This window comes from Dermabacter sp. HMSC06F07 (genome assembly GCF_001807345.1).
Classification (GTDB): Bacteria; Actinomycetota; Actinomycetes; order Actinomycetales; family Dermabacteraceae; genus Dermabacter; species Dermabacter hominis.
The window spans coordinates 1-18,198 of the sequence record NZ_KV788584.1 but is presented as its reverse complement, the minus strand read 5'-3'; the positions used below and the strand labels follow the sequence as shown (position 1 = coordinate 18,198).

19 protein-coding genes and 2 tRNA genes are annotated in these 18,198 nt (G+C 63.2%); 10 read left to right on the top strand and 11 right to left on the bottom strand.

The annotated features are described in order from the left end of the window. Positions 1-11 precede the first annotated feature (11 nt). The 7 genes from HMPREF3157_RS05435 to HMPREF3157_RS05405 all read right to left on the bottom strand — a co-directional run bounded on the left by HMPREF3157_RS05435 (position 12) and on the right by HMPREF3157_RS05405 (position 6,264). On the bottom strand, positions 12-356 hold the full coding sequence (locus HMPREF3157_RS05435; RefSeq protein WP_016663090.1) for a chorismate mutase: 345 nt from the start codon (positions 354-356) through the stop codon (positions 12-14). 54 nt (positions 357-410) lie between these two features. Further along, entirely contained in the window at positions 411-1,721 is a 1,311-nt protein-coding gene (gene clpX / locus HMPREF3157_RS05430) for an ATP-dependent Clp protease ATP-binding subunit ClpX (protein WP_016663091.1), read from the bottom strand. Positions 1,722-1,857: 136 nt separating this feature from the next. Next, positions 1,858-2,514, bottom strand: a complete 657-nt coding sequence (locus HMPREF3157_RS05425) for an ATP-dependent Clp protease proteolytic subunit (RefSeq protein ID WP_034370320.1) — start codon at positions 2,512-2,514, stop codon at positions 1,858-1,860. A 26-nt stretch (positions 2,515-2,540) separates the two neighbouring features. After that, positions 2,541-3,125: an ATP-dependent Clp protease proteolytic subunit gene (locus HMPREF3157_RS05420; protein ID WP_051120673.1), complete on the bottom strand. Its 585-nt coding sequence runs from the start codon at positions 3,123-3,125 to the stop codon at positions 2,541-2,543. Positions 3,126-3,262: 137 nt separating this feature from the next. Further along, positions 3,263-4,510: an alpha-amylase family glycosyl hydrolase gene (locus HMPREF3157_RS05415; RefSeq protein WP_034370322.1), complete on the bottom strand. Its 1,248-nt coding sequence runs from the start codon at positions 4,508-4,510 to the stop codon at positions 3,263-3,265. A 100-nt stretch (positions 4,511-4,610) separates the two neighbouring features. After that, entirely contained in the window at positions 4,611-6,113 is a 1,503-nt protein-coding gene (gene tig / locus HMPREF3157_RS05410; RefSeq protein WP_034370324.1) for a trigger factor, read from the bottom strand. Between the two features lie 77 nt (positions 6,114-6,190). Continuing rightward, positions 6,191-6,264 (bottom strand) — tRNA-Pro (locus tag HMPREF3157_RS05405). A 198-nt stretch (positions 6,265-6,462) separates the two neighbouring features. Here HMPREF3157_RS05405 and HMPREF3157_RS05400 point away from each other — a divergent pair. The 6 genes from HMPREF3157_RS05400 (at position 6,463) to trmB (ending at position 12,389) form a co-directional block, all read left to right on the top strand. After that, a tRNA-Gly gene (locus tag HMPREF3157_RS05400) sits at positions 6,463-6,536 on the top strand. A 359-nt stretch (positions 6,537-6,895) separates the two neighbouring features. After that, a complete protein-coding gene (locus HMPREF3157_RS05395) occupies positions 6,896-7,579 on the top strand; it encodes an NAD(P)H-binding protein (protein WP_034370328.1) in 684 nt (227 codons plus the stop codon). An 80-nt stretch (positions 7,580-7,659) separates the two neighbouring features. After that, a complete protein-coding gene (locus HMPREF3157_RS05390) occupies positions 7,660-8,418 on the top strand; it encodes an HAD family hydrolase (RefSeq protein ID WP_034370331.1) in 759 nt (252 codons plus the stop codon). Further along, positions 8,415-10,937 carry a glycoside hydrolase family 65 protein gene (locus HMPREF3157_RS05385; protein ID WP_070435761.1) on the top strand — a complete coding sequence of 841 codons (2,523 nt, stop codon included), beginning with the start codon at positions 8,415-8,417 and terminating at the stop codon, positions 10,935-10,937. Before HMPREF3157_RS05390 ends, HMPREF3157_RS05385 begins: the two co-directional genes overlap by 4 nt. A gap of 185 nt (positions 10,938-11,122) precedes the next feature. Continuing rightward, positions 11,123-11,593 (top strand): QcrA and Rieske domain-containing protein, encoded by a 471-nt coding sequence (locus HMPREF3157_RS05380; RefSeq protein ID WP_070435760.1) that lies wholly within the window; start codon positions 11,123-11,125, stop codon positions 11,591-11,593. After that, positions 11,586-12,389, top strand: coding sequence for a tRNA (guanosine(46)-N7)-methyltransferase TrmB (trmB, locus tag HMPREF3157_RS05375; RefSeq protein ID WP_070435759.1), 804 nt, complete (start codon positions 11,586-11,588; stop codon positions 12,387-12,389). The genes HMPREF3157_RS05380 and trmB overlap by 8 nt, the downstream gene beginning before the upstream one ends. Before the next feature lie 13 nt (positions 12,390-12,402). Here the strand turns inward: trmB and HMPREF3157_RS05370 are convergent, their stop codons facing one another. Then, the gene (locus HMPREF3157_RS05370; RefSeq protein ID WP_070435758.1) at positions 12,403-13,113 is read right to left on the bottom strand and encodes a response regulator transcription factor; all 711 of its coding nucleotides are present in this window, start codon (positions 13,111-13,113) and stop codon (positions 12,403-12,405) included. Between the two features lie 5 nt (positions 13,114-13,118). After that, complete coding sequence (locus HMPREF3157_RS05365) at positions 13,119-14,294, bottom strand: sensor histidine kinase (RefSeq protein WP_070435825.1); 1,176 nt, start codon at positions 14,292-14,294, stop codon at positions 13,119-13,121. 155 nt (positions 14,295-14,449) lie between these two features. Here HMPREF3157_RS05365 and phoU point away from each other — a divergent pair, with 155 nt between their 5' ends. Then, a complete protein-coding gene (gene phoU / locus HMPREF3157_RS05360) occupies positions 14,450-15,127 on the top strand; it encodes a phosphate signaling complex protein PhoU (protein WP_070435757.1) in 678 nt (225 codons plus the stop codon). A 135-nt stretch (positions 15,128-15,262) separates the two neighbouring features. Here phoU and HMPREF3157_RS10435 read toward each other — a convergent pair whose 3' ends face one another. Next, complete coding sequence (locus HMPREF3157_RS10435; RefSeq protein WP_210386275.1) at positions 15,263-15,463, bottom strand: hypothetical protein; 201 nt, start codon at positions 15,461-15,463, stop codon at positions 15,263-15,265. A gap of 130 nt (positions 15,464-15,593) precedes the next feature. On the opposite strand from HMPREF3157_RS10435, the gene HMPREF3157_RS05355 reads away from it, so the two are divergent. Further along, entirely contained in the window at positions 15,594-15,971 is a 378-nt protein-coding gene (locus HMPREF3157_RS05355) for a DUF4235 domain-containing protein (protein ID WP_016663104.1), read from the top strand. 546 nt (positions 15,972-16,517) lie between these two features. Here the strand turns inward: HMPREF3157_RS05355 and HMPREF3157_RS05350 are convergent. Further along, on the bottom strand, positions 16,518-16,991 hold the full coding sequence (locus HMPREF3157_RS05350) for a hypothetical protein (protein WP_016663105.1): 474 nt from the start codon (positions 16,989-16,991) through the stop codon (positions 16,518-16,520). A 231-nt stretch (positions 16,992-17,222) separates the two neighbouring features. Here HMPREF3157_RS05350 and HMPREF3157_RS05345 point away from each other — a divergent pair, with 231 nt between their 5' ends. Both HMPREF3157_RS05345 and HMPREF3157_RS05340 read left to right on the top strand, forming a co-directional pair. Further along, positions 17,223-17,705 carry a CarD family transcriptional regulator gene (locus HMPREF3157_RS05345; RefSeq protein ID WP_016663106.1) on the top strand — a complete coding sequence of 161 codons (483 nt, stop codon included), beginning with the start codon at positions 17,223-17,225 and terminating at the stop codon, positions 17,703-17,705. Beyond that, complete coding sequence (locus HMPREF3157_RS05340; RefSeq protein WP_016663107.1) at positions 17,705-18,010, top strand: PTS sugar transporter subunit IIB; 306 nt, start codon at positions 17,705-17,707, stop codon at positions 18,008-18,010. The genes HMPREF3157_RS05345 and HMPREF3157_RS05340 overlap by 1 nt, the downstream gene beginning before the upstream one ends. Positions 18,011-18,198 lie beyond the last annotated feature (188 nt).

Here is an 18,198-nt window from a genome sequence, read left to right as displayed (position 1 = left end):
CATCAATTCCGCTACTTCTCCGCGGCAATCCGCTCATGGTGACGAATCACCTCGGTGACGAGGAAATGCAGAAAACGCTGCGTAAACACCGGGTCGAGACCAGACTCTTCGGCAAGTCGCGTAAGACGCTCGACCTGGTGTTTTTCGCGATCCGGGTCGCCAGCGGGAAGGCCGTGCTCTGCCTTGAGGGCGCCCACGGCCTGCGTGAACTTGAAGCGTTCGGCGAGGAGATGCACGAGGGCCGCGTCGATATTGTCGATCGAGCGTCGGTGCTGGCCAAGCACCTCCCGAGCGCGGGCGATCTGCTCGTCGGTGACGTGGGTCCCGGCACTTGGGGTCGCTGGAGAATCATTCATGCGCTAAGCCTTCCAGGCGAAACCGGGTGAGTAAAGGCCTTCGGCCATAAAGCGTCACGCGCTGCGGCGGCGCTTCTTCGTGTCGCTGCTTTCGGCGGCGGAATCGGCGCGAGTGAGCATGAGCGGCTCGCGTCCCTCGGTCACGACGGCTTCGGTGATGACGATCTTCACGACATCGTCGCGTGAGGGCACCTCGAACATCACGGGCTGGAGGATTTCCTCCATGATCGCGCGAAGGCCCCTCGCGCCCGTTCCGCGCTCAAGAGCGCGATCGGCGATGGCCTCGAGTGCAAGCTGCTCGAAGTCGAGCTCGACCTCGTCAAGGGCGAACATCTTCTGGTACTGCTTGACGAGTGCGTTTTTCGGCTCGATCAGGATGCGGGTGAGATCCTCACGGTCGAGGTTCGTGACCGACGTTAGCACGGGAAGGCGCCCGATGAACTCGGGGATGAGCCCGAACTTGAGGAGGTCTTCCGGGAGGATTTTCGCGTAAATCTCCTGCTCATCGAGCGGGGTGTGAAGTTGGCTCCCAAATCCGATGCCACGCTTACCGATGCGGTTGCTGATGATGTCCTCGATACCCGCGAACGCACCCGCGACAATAAACAGCACGTTGGTGGTGTCGAGCTGGACGTAGTCCTGCTGCGGATGCTTCCGCCCGCCCTGCGGCGGCACGGCCGAGACCGTCCCTTCGAGGATCTTGAGCAGACCCTGCTGGACGCCCTCACCGGAAACGTCGCGTGTAATCGACGGATTTTCCGCTTTGCGGCCGATCTTGTCGATCTCGTCGATGTAGATGATGCCGCGCTCGGCGCGCTTGACGTCCCAGTCGGCAGCCTGCAGCAGTTTGAGAAGAACGTTTTCGACGTCCTCACCCACGTAGCCGGCTTCCGTGAGCGCGGTAGCATCAGCCATCGCAAACGGTACGTTCAGGAGCTTCGCGAGGGTTTGCGCGAGGTAGGTTTTTCCACAACCCGTGGGCCCCACGACCAGCACATTGGATTTTGCGACCTCGACTTCATCGATGTCGGTGCCGATGCCCGAATCCTTCGTTTCACTCGCGATCACACGCTTGTAGTGGTTGTACACCGCAACGGAAAGGGCGCGCTTCGCAGTCTCCTGCCCCACAATGTGGGTCTCGAGGAAGTCGAAGATTTCATTGGGCTTCGGGAGCTCGAGCTCCTTGGCTTGCTCTTCCTTCTTCTCCGCGGCCTCGGTTTCCTCAGCGATGATCTCGTTGCACAGCTCGATGCATTCCTCGCAAATGTACACGTGAGGGCCGGAGATGAGCCGCTCAACCTGCTTTTGCGACTTGCCGCAGAACGAGCACTTATAGATCTCGCTCGAATCACCAATCTGTGCCATGGAGGAGAAATCCTTCCTGGGAAGCTATCAGGCCCTTGCCACACTAGCGGCAGGGATGCATGGAAACGGGGAGGCGCACCAGCGAGTGTGTGTCGCTGTGGCGCACCTCCCCGGCCCGGTCACGGGTGTGCAGCGCTTACTGGCCGAGCTGCGCCTGCTCGCTGCGGCGCTGGAGCACCTGGTCGATGAGGCCGTATTCGAGCGCGCCCTGGGCGGTGAGGATCTTGTCGCGCTCGATGTCGCGGTGGACCTCCTCGCGGTCACGTCCCGAGTGGTGCGCGAGGGTGTCCTCGAGCCACTCGCGCATGCGCAGAATTTCGTTGGCCTGAATCTCGATGTCCGAGGCCTGACCGCCGCCCTGGCCGCCCATCGCGGGCTGGTGAATGAGGATGCGTGCGTTCGGAAGCGCGAGGCGCTTGCCAGGGGCGCCGGCCGCAAGAAGCACCGCGGCGGCGGAGGCCGCCTGGCCGAGGCACACGGTCGTCACGTCAGGCTTGATGTACTGCATCGTGTCGTAGATAGCCGTGAGCGCCGTAAACGATCCACCCGGGCTGTTGATGTACAGGGTGATATCGCGGTCCGGATCCTGCGACTCGAGCACGAGTAGCTGCGCCATCACGTCGTCCGCCGAGGCGTCGTCCACCTGGACGCCGAGGAAGATGATGCGATCCTCGAACAGCTTCGCGTACGGATCCTGGCGCTTGAAGCCGTAGGCCGTGCGCTCCTCGTAGGTGGGCAGCACGTAGCGTGCGCTCGGCATGTGGCCGGCCTTCATGGAGGGCTCAAAAGTCATGGTTGTACTCCTTTAGTTTCGCCGCGTCAGTTCTCGTCCATGCCGCCATCGCCGGTCACGTCGCCGGCTGCGGAGACGATCCGGTCGATGAAGCCATATTCGAGGGCTTCGGGGGCGGTGAACCAGTGGTCGCGGTCGCCGTCGGCAATGATCTGCTCGACGCTCTTGCCGGTCTGCTCAGCGGTAATCTCGGCCATCTGCTGCTTCATCGAGAGGATCAGATCGGCCTGGATCTTGATCTCGGACGCGGTGCCGCCGAGGCCGCCGAGCGGCTGGTGCATGAGAATACGCGTGTGGGGCGTCGCGAAACGCTTACCGGGGGTGCCGGAGCTCAGCAGGAACTGCCCCATCGAGGCGGCCATGCCCATGGCAACCGTGACGACATCCGGCTTGATGTACTGCATCGTGTCGTAGATAGCCATGCCTGCGGTGATCGAACCGCCGGGGCTGTTGATATAGAGGAAGATGTCCTTATCCGGGTCCTCAGCCGCAAGCAGGAGCAGCTTCGCGCAGATAGCGTTCGCGTTGTCGTCGCGAACATCCGAGCCGAGCCACACGATGCGCTCGCGCAGGAGCCGCTGGTACACGTTGTCGTCGAGGCCAAGCGGCATCTCACCGGCCGCGTTCACGCTGTGCTGGGTCACGGTGCACTCCTTGTGTCTTGAGATTTCGTACCCCTCAACCTTAGCGAGCGCGAGGGGTCTCGGCGCCTGTGTTCGCCAGGGGCGCAGTTCCGACGCTTGCCTCGCTACAGCTGCGGCTGGGACCACAGCACTGTTCCGTGCGCATCTCGAATCGTTGCGCGGGGCATCCCCTCGAGGGTGATGTCAACGTCGATGAATCGCTCTCCCCCGTGCTCGTGGGCGCGGTACGTCATGCGCTCATTCGCGATGGTTAGCACTTCGGTGCGTGCGGTCACGAGCCACGGCTCGGCTCGGCGTACGCCGATGAGCCCGGCGATCGCGTCGCGCATGGCGAGGCCTTCGCCAAAGAAGTCGCGGGGCGAATCGGGGAAGGCCTGGCGCACGTCGTCGTCTCCGCCGATCCGTTCTTCTTTAATGCCGCGGAACGCTTGCTCGTCGCCGTAGTAGAGCGCGGGGCAGCCCCCGAGCGTGTAGAGAATCGCGTGGGCCGTAAGTGCGCCGTCTGCGCCAAGCACGCTCGCGATGCGGCTCGTGTCGTGATTGCCCACGAATGTGTACGGAACGAAGTGTTCGAGGAACGCGTTGTGACGCCCAAGGGTCCACTCGAGTTCGAACAGATTCTTCTGCTCAATGCTCGAGTAGATCGCCTTCCACAGCTCGTATTCGGTTGCCGAATCGACCCCCGCCTCTTTCACGAACTCGCAGTAGTCGCCGTGGATGATTTCTGCGAAGAAGTAGGCCCCCGGGAAGTCCTGGCGAAGGCTCGGGATAATTGCCCTCCAGAAGTGCGCCGGGACCGAGTAGGCGGCATCCAGGCGCCAGCCGTCGATCCCCCGCTCGAGCCAGTACCGCATGACGTGCTCGATGCGGTCCTTTGCAGCCGCACTGTCGTGGTTAAAGCGGGCAAGCTCCCCGTGCCCCTCCCACACGCGTGGAGCCGGGCCACCGTCGGCATCCATATCGATATCGAACTCGCGCGCGGCGGCAGTTTCGGCGGGGCTTTCGAGCTCCCGGCGAAGCGGCTCGAAATCAGTCGAGACGTGCGAGAACACGCCGTCGAGGAGCACGCGAATCCCCCGCTCCTTGCACGCGCTAAGGAACCGATCGAATGCGGCGTCATCTCCGAGGCGCGGGTCGATTCTCAGGTAGTCGAGCGTGTCGTAGCCGTGAGTTTTCGACGCGCAAATGGGGCCGAGAGCGATGCCGTTGAGGCCGAGTTCCTGCACGTAATCGAGCCAGCTTGTGAGGTGGTCGAACCCTCGGCCGGTGCGCGAGTCCTCTGCACGGATAGGGGCGTCCGTGAAGCCAAGCGGGTAGACGTGCCACCACAGGGCGTGATCGATCCAAGCCATGACTGTCTCCTCCTTCGCGCGGCGCCGCGCTCTTAAAAGGGTAGCGGCCCCATCTCCGCTTTCGCGAAGAGGGGCCGCCCCTCTAGGAATGGTGCGGGACTTACTTGTCCTCGCCCTTGTCCTCGGACTTTTCAGCGGCCTTCTTCGTGGTCGTCTTCTTAGCGGCCGGCTTCTTTTCAGCAGTCGCCTTTTCCGCGGTCTTCTTCGCGGCCGGCTTCTTCGCAGCGGGCTTCTTGGCAGCGGGCTTCTTGGCAGCAGCCTTCTTGGCGGGGGCCTTCTTCTCGCCCTCGGCCTTCGCGTCATCGTCAGCCGAGGAATCGTCGGACTCCTCACCCTTTGAGAGGCCAAGATCCAGAACCTTGCCACCCTCGGTCTTGACCGTCACCTCAGCGAGCGCGTCGTCAAGCGCCTTCGAGCGCTGAACTTCGCCGAAGATCTGCTCGAGCTGACCGCCCTGCGCAACAGCCTGGAGGAACGTGTTCGGGTCCATGCCGTACTGCGCGGCCATCTGGGACATGAAGTTCATGAGGTCTTCCTGGCCGACCTCGACCTCGCGCGTCTCGAGGATCGCATCGAGGAGGAACTGCGCACGGATCGCCTTGACCGTGTCGTCCTTGATTTCCTCGCCGTGCGGGTCATCCGCCGTCTTGCCCTCGTTTTCGAGGTGAGCCTCAATCTCGTCCTTGACGAGCTGCTCGGGAACCTCGATCTCGATGTCCTCGAGAAGCTTCTCGAGGAGCGCGTTGCGGGCGAGCGCGACGCGGTTGCCCTCGGCGTCCTTCTCGGCCTGAACCTTGAGGTCGGCCTTGAGCTCATCCAGCGTGTCGAACTCGGAAGCGAGTTCAGCGAACTCGTCGTCAGCCTCGGGAAGCTCGCGCACCTTCACGCTCTGCGCGGTGACGGTGATCTGCGCTTCCTCGCCGGCGCGCTCGCCACCGGCGAGCTTCGAGGTGAACGTCGTGGTCTCGCCAGCCGAAAGGCCGATCAGGGCCTCGTCGAGACCGTCGAGCATGTTGCCCTCGCCGATGTTGTAGGACACACCCTCGACGGTGTCGATCTGCTCGTCCTCGATCTTCGCAACCATGTCGATCGACACGAAGTCGCCATCTTCGGCGGGGCGGTCCACACCCTTGAGGGTGCCGAAGCGCTCGCGCAGCGCGGTGAGGCGCATCTCCACTGCGTCGTCGTCAACGACGGGCTCTTCGATCTCGACCTCGAGGTCGGAGAAGGTGGGAAGCTCGATCTCCGGGCGCACATCCTGCTCGATAACGAACACGAGGTTGCCCTCTTCCGAGCCGTCGAGGCCCGGAACTTCCTTGACCTCAACTTCGGGGCGGCCTGCCGGCTTGAGCTCGGCCTCCGCAGCAGCCTGCTGGTAGTAGCCCGGAAGCGCGTCATTCACGGCTTCCTGGATGATCGCGGGCTTACCGAAACGCTTCTCGATGAGTGACGTGGGAACCTTGCCCTTACGGAAGCCGGGAAGCTGCACATCCTTGGCAATCTTCTTCGCGGCCTGATCGATCGCGGGCTTCAGTTCCTCAAAAGGAACCTCAACGTTAAGCTTCACGCGGGTCGCGCTCAGCTTCTCGACTGCAGTCTTCACGTGCAAGTCTCCTCGTAGTAGTTCTCGTGTTTCAAAGTCGGTAACTGGGGCGACGCCACGTGGCGGCCCCTGCGACGTCGGGATGACAGGATTTGAACCTGCGACCTTCCGCTCCCAAAGCGGACGCTCTACCAAGCTGAGCTACATCCCGGTCCACCACACCGGCCAGCGTTCCTTCGAGCCGCTAAAGCCGTTATGGCAACCCAGCCAAGTTTACCCGCCACCACCTGAGGGCGCTTCGACATCACTCGCGCGATGTGACGAGATACATGCCTCACGCCGCACGTGCGCCTTGGGCCAGGGCCAGGCATGTGGCAATATAGATCCCTGAAGCGCTCGGGCGCTTCTCGCGGACGTAGCTCAATGGTAGAGCCTCAGTCTTCCAAACTGATTACGCGGGTTCGATTCCCGTCGTCCGCTCCATCTCCCCCTCTCGGATTGCATAGGCCTTGTGGGGGTTTCGACCCCGCTCAGTGCGCGCACGGCTCTCGCCCCAGAGCTAACCACGTACGCAACGCGCAACTCATCGCTGTTACCACTCCCCACGATTCTCTGCGCTCTCACGCATCCCCCTCATTAGTGCACTACCGCTATAACAGCACCGCTCACGCTCCATGAGTAGGCTGATGATGTCGTTCAACCACCTTGATATGGGGAAGTGATGCGGCTCTAAGGTTGGGACTCGGGCGCCAAAGAATTCCATGGCTCGCCATGGGTGAGCCCCTTGCTCCGCATTCCGGCGCTTCCCCCTCGCGCCTCTACCGCGAAGAAAGGTTCCGCCCATGAGCACACCCCAGCCCCGCGAAGCGCTCGCGATCGTTGACGCCGCGAGCCCCCTCGGCGACGCTCTCGTGAGCGAGGCCTACCTCGCTCTTCAAGACGGCGGCGATGTAGTGGCGCTGAGCGCCCAGCCCGAACACCTCACGCGTTTTTCGCGTGCAATCACCTACGCGGCGATCCCCGACGCCCTCGAGGAGTACGCCGCTCGACTCCACGGCGCAACAGCGGTCTTCCTCGTTCTCGAGGCCCACGAGGATGCCGAAAAGCTCGCCGCCAGCACTGTTCGCGCGATGCGGCGCGCTGGAATTCGCCGGCTCATCGCAACGGCGCCACTCGATGCCCTCCGCTGCACCGTGCACGGCACGCGCGAGGCCGAAGCTCCGCGCCGCGAACGCTCCTTCGCCGAAAGAGCAACGCGAGCGTGGGCAACCGTCGGAACACCAGACCCATCCCTGCTGGCTGCCCGCCGTGCCCTCGAGCTCGTGCGGCTCTCGGGTCTGGACACGACGCTTCTCCTGCACCCGCCGATACTCGTGGCACCCGGGCCCGCGTCCGTCCAGCGCACGCCCGCCGCGTACGCGCCGACCGCGAGCGCCGACATCACTGCCGCCAACGCTGCCCGCGCCATCCTCGCCTCCCGCTACGAGGATGGAATCGGCCGAGAAGACGTGCTCAGCGAGGGGTAGCGGGAGAGAAAACTCAAAAACCCCACACCACTCGACGAAACTGTGCGACACCGTTCAGCCCCGCCACCTACAGTTATTCCGTGACTGAGAACGCGACGAACGCTCCCCAAGATCCCACGCCCGCCGCTTCCTTCAACGCGGCTAGCTTTGACGCCTACCTTTTCGACCTCGACGGGGTCGTCACCCCCACCGCCGACGTCCACATGCGAGCCTGGAGTCGTATGTTCAACCAGGTGCTCGTGGACTACGAGGGGCAGGCCAAATACACCGACATGGACTACTTCACGTACGTGGATGGCAAGCCGCGCTACGACGGCGTGAGGAGTTTCCTCGCCTCCCGCGGGATTAACCTGCCCGAAGGCACTCCCGACGACGCCCCCGCCGCCATGACCGTCTGCGGCCTCGGTAACCGCAAGAACGCCCTCGTGCTCGACATCCTCGAGCAGGAAGGGGTCGAGCCGTATCCCGGCACGCTCGCGTTCCTTGACTCGCTGCCCGAAACCGCGAAAATCGCGATCGTCTCGAGCTCGAAGAATGCCCGCACCGTGCTGAAGGCCGCTGGACTGCTCGAACGCTTCGAGGTGATCGTGGACGGCAACGTCGCCGCCGAGCACTCGATCCAGGGCAAACCCGCCCCCGACACCTACCTTTACGGCGCGAAGCTCGTGGGCGTGCCTGCCGAGAAAGCCGTCGTTCTTGAAGACGCCACGAGCGGCGTGCAGGCCGGAGCCGCGGGCAACTTCGGTGCCGTCATCGGCGTCAACCGCGGCGTGGGCCAAGAGGCGCTCGCCGAAGCCGGCGCCACCATCGTTGTTGACGACCTCAAGGAGCTGGCATGAGCATCCATAAAGTCTCCGCCGACCCCATGGACAGGGTCCACCTGCCCGTGGATGAATGGCAGCTCGTCGAGTCGCGCCCCGGCGCACAGCTCGGCTTCCTCGAAACGATTTTCGCGACCGCCAACGGCTATCTCGGCATGCGCGGCACGCCCGAGGAGGGCCGCGACGTCGCAAGTCACGGCACGTTCCTCAACGGATTCCACGAAACCTGGCCCATCAAGCACGCGGAGAACGCGTTCGGCTTCGCGAAGACCGGGCAGACCATCGTGAACGCACCCGATTCGACCGTCATCAAGCTTTACGTCGACGATGAACCGCTCAACGTCTCCACGAGCGACCTCCTCGAATACAAGCGCTGGATCGACTTCCGCGAGGGCGTTCTGCGCCGCGACCTTCTGTGGCGCACCCCGAGCGGTGCCCAGGTGCGCGTGCGCTCTAGCCGCATGGTGAGCTTCACCGACCGCCACCTCGCGCTCATGTCCCTCGAAGTCGAAATGGTCAAGGGAAGCGCTCCGATCGCGATCTCTTCCCAAATCATCAACCGCCAGGACCTCAACGTCGATGCCGCGCCCGCAACGGCCCCGCGTGCCGGCGAGAACAAGTACGATCCGCGGCAAACCACGTCGTTTGACACGCGCGTGCTGATCCCGGAAGACAATCACGCCTCCGGCGACCGCGTGCTCATGGGCTATCGCACCGCCCACTCTGGAATCGGGGTTGGTGTTGCCGCCGACCACGCGGTCGAGACGGAAATCGACTTCCAGAGTCTCGTCAAGATCGACGACGACATGGGCCGTTTCATCATGCGAGGCGAACTGCCCGAGGGCGAGAAATTCCTCGTCAAGAAAGCCGTCGCCTACCACTTTGCGTCGAGTGTGCCGGTGCGCGAGCTCCAGGATCGCTGCCGCCGCACGCTCGACCGCGTGCACAAGTACACGCTTGAGCACTACCACGACGCGCAGCGAGAATTTCTCGAAAGCTTCTGGGAGCGCTCGGACATCCGCATCGAGGGCCAAAGTGCCGTGCAGCAGGCGGCCCGCTGGTGCATCTACCAGCTCGCACAAGCCGCCGCTCGTGCCGACCAAGCAGGCGTCCCCGCGAAAGGCATGACAGGCTCCGGGTACGAAGGCCACTACTTCTGGGATACCGACATCTATGTCGTCCCGTTCCTCACCTTCACCTCGCCGGAATGGGCACGCAATGCCCTGCGCTTCCGCGTGAACCTTCTCGATGCGGCCCGCGAGAGGGCCCGGGAGCTCAACCAGCGGGGCGCCCTCTTCCCGTGGCGCACCATTAACGGCGACGAGGCGAGCGCCTACTACGCTGCCGGAACCGCGCAGTACCACATCGACGCGGACATCGCGTGGGCGTTCGCCACCTACAACGACATCACGGGCGATACGAGCTTCCTCGACCTCCAAGGCGCCGAAGTCCTCGCGGAGACCGCGCGCATGTGGGCCGATCTTGGCTTCTGGCGCACGAACGGCGAGCGCACTTTCCACATTCACGGTGTGACCGGGCCCGACGAATACACGACTGTCGTGAACAACAACCTGTTCACGAACGTCATGGCGAAATACAACCTCGAGCGGGCCGCTCGCACACTGCTCGATCTGCGCGAACGCCTCCCCGAGGCCTACCGCGCACTTGTGCAGAAAATCGACCTCGACGAGCGCGAGATCGACGAGTGGCAGGCGTGCGCCGACGGCATGTACATCGAGTTCGACGAAACGATGGGCATCCATCCCCAGGACGACCGCTTCCTCGATCGCGAGGTGTGGGACATCAAGTCCACCCCGGCCGACCGTTTCCCGCTTTTGCTCAACTACCACCCGCTCGTGATCTACCGCTTCCAGGTCATCAAGCAGGCAGACGTCGTCCTCGCGACCTACCTGCGCGGTGCCGAATTCACGACCGAGCACAAGAAGGCGAACTTCGAGTACTACGACCCGATCACGACCGGCGACTCGACCCTTTCCGCAGTTGTCCAATCGATCATGGCTGCAGAGGTAGGCCACCAGGATCTCGCCCTCGATTACTTCCTCACGGGCCTCTACGTTGACCTCGCTGACCTGCACAAAAACACGAAGGATGGCGTTCATATCGCCTCCGCGGGCGGTGTGTGGAACGGCCTCGTCGCAGGCTTTGGCGGCATGCGCTTCAACGACGGCGACATCAGCTTCGACCCGCGTCTGCCCGATGAATGGCCCGCCCTCGAATTCCCGCTCACGGTGCGCGGCAGCCGCTTCACCGTGCGAATCACGAAGGGCGACATCACCTTCACGCTCGAAGAGGGCGAGGAGCTCGACGTCAGCGTGCGCGGCGAAACGGTGCGCATCACGAACGAAAGCGTGAGGGTTCCTCTTCACGGCCAGGGCCCCGTCCTCCAGGACGGCGACATCGAGGCACACTACGTTGGCGACTCACGCGCCGACGGTACCCTCATCACCTCGACCGTGCCCGACCCAAACTCGCCGTGGGAGTACCCGGAGGCGGCGTGTGAGGAGCACGAAGGCTAGGGTCCGGGGGATAAAATTGGGGTCCGACGCTTGCCCGGCAGGCGTCGGGCCTTCCCCTACGCGGGACGCCCCGCGCCCCTGAAAGGCCGTGGCACACGCACGCGGGGCCGTACCCGCGCGGAGGTCACCCTTGATCGGGTGCCCGTACCCGCCATTGACCCGCCGTTCCAACCCGAGAGAGAGCCATGAAACCGCGCATCGTCCGTGCTGACCTTCCCGCCGAGCCCAACAGTGAGCTGCCACCGTGCGTGAAGCGGCGTGACCTCGGCGCGCTCGGCCTGACCGGTGCGGCCGCGCTCGCCCTCGCCGGCTGCGGCCCGGATCGCGGTGGCCTCAAGGCAAAGGAAGTCCAGGTCGACGACTCGGGCGCCGTTTCCCTCGAGGACCTTCCCGAAAACCAGACGACCATCGTGAACTTCGGCGGGCAAAAAGCATTCGTGGCCGTCGTCCGCGGGAACGGCGATGACCTCCACGGCTTTGAGGCGTACTGCACGCACCAGGGCTGCGCCCTCAACCCCGAGGGTCCCGTGCTTCACTGCCCGTGCCACGATTCGACGTTTGATTCTCAAACGGGCGACGTCAAGGGCGGCCCCGCCGAGAAGCCCCTAACCGAAGTGGCCCTTAAGGTCGCCGACGGCAAGGTCACCCGTGCCTGAGGCCCCGAAGCTCACGAGCGACGGGCGAGTTCGGCGCGAGGTCGTGAGCTTCGTGCGCCGCGGCTCCCGTCTGAGCGCCGCCCAGGAGCGCGCGTGGCAGGCGCATGCCGCGCAGTACGTCGTGGACGTGCCGCGCGGGGCCCGCTCAACCCTCGCCGACCCTTCCGTGCGACTGTCCATTTCGGAACTGTACGGGAATGCGAACCCGCTCATCGTGGAGATCGGCTCCGGGCAGGGCGATTGCATCGCCGCCGCGGCAGCCTCGCGCCCGAGCGAAAACTTCCTCGCACTCGAGGTGTACAAGCCGGGCCTTGCCCAAACGATGCTCCACCTCGAGCGCCTGGGCCTGCCCCGCAACGTGAAAATGCTCGAGGTCGACGCCGAAAACTCCCTGCCCACGCTCCTCGGGCCCGAATCGATCCGTGAAGTGTGGATCTTCTTCGCAGATCCGTGGCACAAAACAAAGCACCACAAGCGTCGGCTGATCTCTCCCGGATTCCTGCGGGCCCTCACGACGCTCCTCGAGCCGGGTGGAATCATTCGCACCGCGACCGACTGGGCCGACTACGCCGAACACCAGCACGCCGCTTTCGAGACCGTCGCGGCCGAGGGACTACTCGTGAACCTCTACCCGTCAGGGCCGAGGCCCGAGGGCACCGCGTCTGACTCGGTGAGCGAGGCAATGCCGAACGTAGGGTTCGCGCCGCGGTTCGACGGGCGCGTGCGCACCGCCTTCGAGAAGAAAGCGACCGCCGCGGGCCGGCTCGTGTGGGAATTCGCCTACAAAAAAGCGTAAGCGCTCCGACGGGTTAGGCCTCCGCGGGCGACTCAAACTTGTAGCCGAGGCCGCGCACCGTCACGATAAGCTCCGGGCTCTTCGGGTTGATCTCGATCTTCGCGCGCAAACGCTTGATGTGCACGTCGAGGGTTTTCGTGTCGCCCACGTAGTTTGAGCCCCACACACGATCGATGAGCTGGCCGCGCGTGAGAACACGATCGGCGTTGCGCAGCAGAATCTCGAGAAGCTCGAACTCCTTAAGCGGAAGCGGCGTATCTACGCCACGTACCCGCACCACGTGCCGATCGACGTTCATCTCGATCCCGCCGGCCGCTAGCACGGCCTCGTCTTCAACGCTGTCCTGGCCGGGTGCCTTCTGCTGCTCGCCGCGGCGAAGAACGGCTTTGATGCGAGCGAGCAGTTCGCGCGACGAATACGGCTTCGTCACGTAGTCGTCGGCACCAAGCTCGAGGCCGAGAACCTTATCGAACTCGTCATCCTTCGCGGTGAGCATGATGACGGGCACGCTCGACGTCTTGCGGATCTCGCGGCACACATCAGTGCCGCTCATACCGGGAAGCATGAGGTCGAGAAGCACGAGGTCCGCCCCGTGCACCTGGAACACCGCGAGCCCCCGGTCGCCGGTATTCGCCACCGCGACCTCGTATCCCTCCTTGCGCAGCGAGTAGCTGAGCGCGTCCGAGAAACTCTCCTCGTCTTCAACAATGAGGATGCGTGCCATGTTTCCTATTCTCCTGTGTGAATGGGCAGATCCCGTGGTGAATCGTCGGCGAGCTCGGGGATTCGAAGTGTGAACGTCGAACCTGAGCCCTCCTTCGACCATACTGTGACTTCGCCCCCGTGGTTGCTCGCAATGTGCTTCACGATCGACAGGCCAAGGCCGGTGCCGCCGGTCGCACGGGAGCGTGCCTTATCCACGCGGTAGAAACGCTCAAAAATGCGTTCCATATTTTCGGGCGAGATGCCGATCCCCTCATCCTTCACGGAAATTTCGACCATGCCGTTGTGGCGGCGGGGCGATACGCCGATGAGGGTGTTCGGCGGTGAATACGTAATCGCGTTCATGATCAGGTTAGACAGTGCCGTGGTCAGCATCGTCGAGCTTCCGAATACCTCAAGGTTTTGCGTGCCACCGGACTGGATCGTCATGCCGTGGCCCGAGGCGAGGTTCTGGTTGAGGGCAACAGCTTCGGCAACCACAGAGTCGACGTCGACCGTGGAGGCGTCGGCAAAAGATTGCGCCCCCTGCACGCGCGACAGCTCGATGATTTCCTGCACGAGGAGCGAGAGGCGCCGCGATTCAGTTTGCATGCGGCTCGCGAAGCGGCGCACGGCTTCGGGGTCGTCTGCGGCGTCCTCCATCGTTTCCGCGAGGAGCGTCAAGGCGCCGACGGGGGTTTTCAGTTCGTGCGAGACGTTCGCGACGAAGTCGCGACGCGTTTCTTCGACGCGGGACTGCTTCGAGAGGTCGTCGGCAAGCACGAGGATTCGCCGTGAGCTGCTGAGCGCGCCCACGCGCACGCTCACAACAGTGGGCGTGTTCTGATCTGAGCGGGTGGTTTTCTCATTCGTCAGCATCTGCTCGCGGAAGCCGCCTTGGCGCGAGACCTGGGTGACGATGTCGATGAGGTCGCGGTGTGCGAGCCGCGGGTAGTCTCCGCCGGTGGTGCGCACGAGGCCGTAGCTATAGGCAAGGGGTGAGGCGCGCAGGACGTCGCCGCTCGAATCGAGCAGTACGTACGCGCTCGAGAGGATCGACAGCACTTCGGAGGTTGGCTCCGGAATGACTGGCTTCGCCGGTTCCGGCACGGGCCGGCTTCCACGCAGCGCCGCGTAGGTCGCCACAACTCCCGCCACAAGACCGCACGCGGCAGCGACGAAGAGGAGAGCAACGGAATTCACCCCACCAGGGTACGCGTTCTCGGGGCCCGACGGCTCCCCGCGCCCCATCGGACCCAGTTTCGTTTCCTGGTTATTCACCTTGGGGTTTGCCAACATTCACTTCCCACCGGGAAAATGGGAGGTGCATTACTGCCCCTAGAGAAAAGGACGATCCGATGCGTGCAGCATTCCAGAATGAACTTCAGGTCCTGCGCGATGGCCTGATGGAGATGAACTCTCTCGTCGCCACCGCACTCGAGGACGCCTCGAAGGCGCTGCTCACCGGCGACCTCGCGCTCGCCGAGAAGGTCATCGTCCGCGACCAGGAGATCGACGATCTCCAGGCGGAGCTCGACGAGAAGGCCATTGACGTCCTCGCGACCCAGTCCCCCGTCGCTACTGACCTGCGCACCGTCGTTGCCACGCTCCGCATGAGCGCGTCGCTTGAGCGCATGGGCGATCTCGCCGCTCACATCGCGCTTGTGCTGCGCCGCCGCCACCCGAACGAGGTCATCCCCGCCGACCTCAAGCCGACCATCGAGACGCTCGCCGATCTCAGCCTCAACGCCGTCCACGATGCCGGGAAGGTTCTCGCGAGCTACGACATTGCCCTCGCCGCCGTCATCGAGGAACGCGACAACAACGTGGATCGCACCATGGACGAGGTTTACGCCGCTCTCTCCGCCGACGACGCCTCCTACTCCGTCAAGGAGTCCGTTGACCTTGCGCTGCTCGCTCGCTTCTACGAGCGCCTTGGCGACCACGCCGTTTCGATTGCGCGCCGCGTGGTATTCCTCGTGACGGGCGATTCGCTCGACTCGCACAACCCGCACACGGACGTCGACGAGTTCTAATCCGCAAAGCGATCCCTTAGCAGCGCCGCACTCCAGCGCGCTCAGCCTTTCGGTAAAAAGCGGGATTCCGGCTTCTGGCCGGGGCCCCGCTTTTGCTACCCGCTTCCTCCACACCCCCACCAGCCGCGCCCCCACTCACCGTTTTTCCTTCTCATGCCTCCCCCTCTTCCCCTCTTCCCCTCTTCCCCACCCGCTGTCTTTCCTCCTCACCCGCCCCTCCTCCCCCGCTCTCCTTCCTCCTCCCCTGCTTTCCTTCCTCCTCACCTCTTCTTTTTCAAAGTGGTGAAAAACGGTGTTTACCCCCTCGGTATCGCACGTGAGGTGGCTAAAAATCACCACTTGGAAACTTGCGAGGGGTACAAAGCGAGAATTGACCGGGGGCTGGGCAACCGTCGGAACCCTAACTCGTTCCAGATTCTCCCGGTAACCTGTGGCGGTACCCGCATCAACAGCGACAGGAGTTCCTATGCCCTCGAAGCCCAGCAATCCCCTGGTCGGCGCTATCGTGACGGTTGCCGGGATTGGAACGTCGATCCTCGCGAAGAAGGCGCTCGAGGCCGGCTGGCATCGCGCTTTCGACGAGGAAGTTCCTGACTCGAAGTTCGAGAAGCAGGCAAAGAAAGACCTCAAGGCTCGCCAGAAGCAGGCAAAGAAGGATGGCGCCTCGAAGGCCGAGATCAAGGCCATGACGAGCGAGTACGACGACGTCGATGCTTGGAAGGTCGCCCTTTTCACGATCCTGTCCGGCGTTGTCATCTCGGGTCTGCAGCAGGTGGCGAAGAAGGGCGCACAGTCGGGGGCGGAGCGTCTCGTGGCGCGTCGCCCGCGCGCGAACCGCGGCTAAATAGCGACTACTCAAATGGAAGCCCGGCCTCATGGGGCCGGGCTTTTGCCATCTTCACTCCCCAGCTGCTTCCTTGCCCTCCTGATTCGTCGCTGCTTGCCTGATTCGTCGCCGGTCCTGGCCTGATTCCTCGCTGCTTCCAGCGCTCACCTCCATTTTTGACTCTCGGCACCTGTTGCCTCAGCCTTCCGACCCCGGCGCTCGCCCACAAATCCAAAACTCGGGGATGGCTTCCATGAGATTTCTCTTTTTCGCACCCACCGCGCACCTACAGATCCAAAGTGGTGAAAAACAGCCACTTGAAGCCAAAAAAGAGGGCAGTTGACGCCGTTATTCACCACTTTCAAAAGAGAACTCGAGGCATACAGTGCCAGCGCGGAGTCAAAAACGCAGGATCAGGAGGAAGGTAGGGCCAGCAGGTACCCAGAGCAAGCAGGAACACAGGGCCAGCGGGCACCCAAGACAAAAACACAGGGCCAGTGCGTGCCCGAATTAAAAAAGGGAGCGGCCCCGCGATGCGGGGCCGCCACATGAATTCAGCGTCGACTACTTTTCGGGCGCGAGGTATTCGAGGGATTCGTCGAGCAGCTGCACGGTGAGGCGCTGCGTCTCGTTGCCAACGGTGATGTCGACGAAAAGGTTGTCACCCGGCTTCTTCGAGGTCGTGACCTGGATGGGGTCGACGCCCTCGCCGCCAATCTTGATGGTTTCGCCGGCGGGCACGTTGATGCTCGCGCCGCCGTTAGCGCCCTCGACGAAGGCGAGGCTGACGGTGAAATCCTCGGTCGATTGATTCACGATTGCGCCGGTGACCTGTACGCCGTTCGCCCCTTTGACAGCGAGGAGATTGCGGACGCCGACGGGCTTCGAGGCACCTTCGGGCGTGAAGTTGAGGAGGGCGCCCTCTGCCGGCTGGTAGAAGTGGTGGGTTTGCGTCGGGTTGAAATAGGCACAACCGCTGAGGCTGAAGGCGGCGATGCCCATGAGCGCGGCAGCGCGGGAGAGGGGACGAAGTTTCACTCTGACTCCTGCGATTTTGAGGTCACGTAGTTGTCGATGACGTAATGGTTTGCGTCGCGAAGCGGGACTTCCCGGCCGGGACTAAGAGCCCACTCGGAGGGGGAACCGCCGCGCTAGCAGCACCCTCACAGACTACCCCACACTCGGGCGTCACCGCCCAATGATGTGGCGGCGAAATATAGCACACACGTGGATGTTAGAATGGATGCTGGACGAAAGGGACCTGAACTCATGAATTTTAATGTCGGCGAAACAGTCGTCTACCCGCACCACGGTGCGGCGCTCATCGAAGAAGTCAACGAGCGCACCATCAAGGGCAAGGTCAAGAAGTACCTGAAGCTCAAGGTTGCGCAGGGTGATCTCACCATTGAGGTGCCCGCGGAGAATGTTGACATGGTGGGCGTGCGCGATGTCGTCGACCAAAAGGGCCTCGAAGAGGTTTTCGAGGTGCTTCGCCAGCCTTATGTTGAGGAGCCCACGAACTGGTCGCGCCGTTATAAGGCGAATGTGGAGAAGCTTGCCTCGGGTGACATCAAGAAGGTTGCCGAGGTCGTTCGTGACCTGTGGCGCCGCGATCAGGACCGCGGTTTGAGCGCGGGTGAGAAGCGAATGCTCTCGAAGGCTCGCCAGATTCTCACCTCCGAGCTTGCGCTTGCAGAGGATTGCTCGCCTGAGCGAGCCGAGGAAATTCTCGACGAGGTTCTCGCGTCCTGATGAAACATGTCGCGGTTGTGTGCGGCGCCGGGGTGGCGACCTCCTCGGTGATCCGCAAGCGCATCGAGGCGCATTACGACGTTCGTAAGATTGACGTGAACGTTACGCAGGCAACCGTGATGGATTTGCTGTCGCCGCAGTTTTCCGCCGATGCGATTGTCACGACGGTCACGATTCCCACGTCAATTGGGATCCCTCAGTTGAGTGGGATGCCGCTTCTACTCGGCACAGATTCGAGAGTGACATTCGAGGCGCTCGACCAATTGCTCGGCTTCACCTCGCGCCGCGAGGATCCGCAGGCCTAGCTCCGTGCCGCGCGGGCCGGTGGCCGCGCGCTTTTCAGCGCTCTCCCCGCTTCTTGAACCCCGAACTGCACCGCTAGGCCGGGCGGTTCCGGTGGGTTCAAGTGCGCGCCTTGGCAAAGGCTTCGCGGTCCGACGGCTGCTCCGCCGTCATCGTGTCGCGTTCGGTAAACACTGAGGGCGGCGGCCCG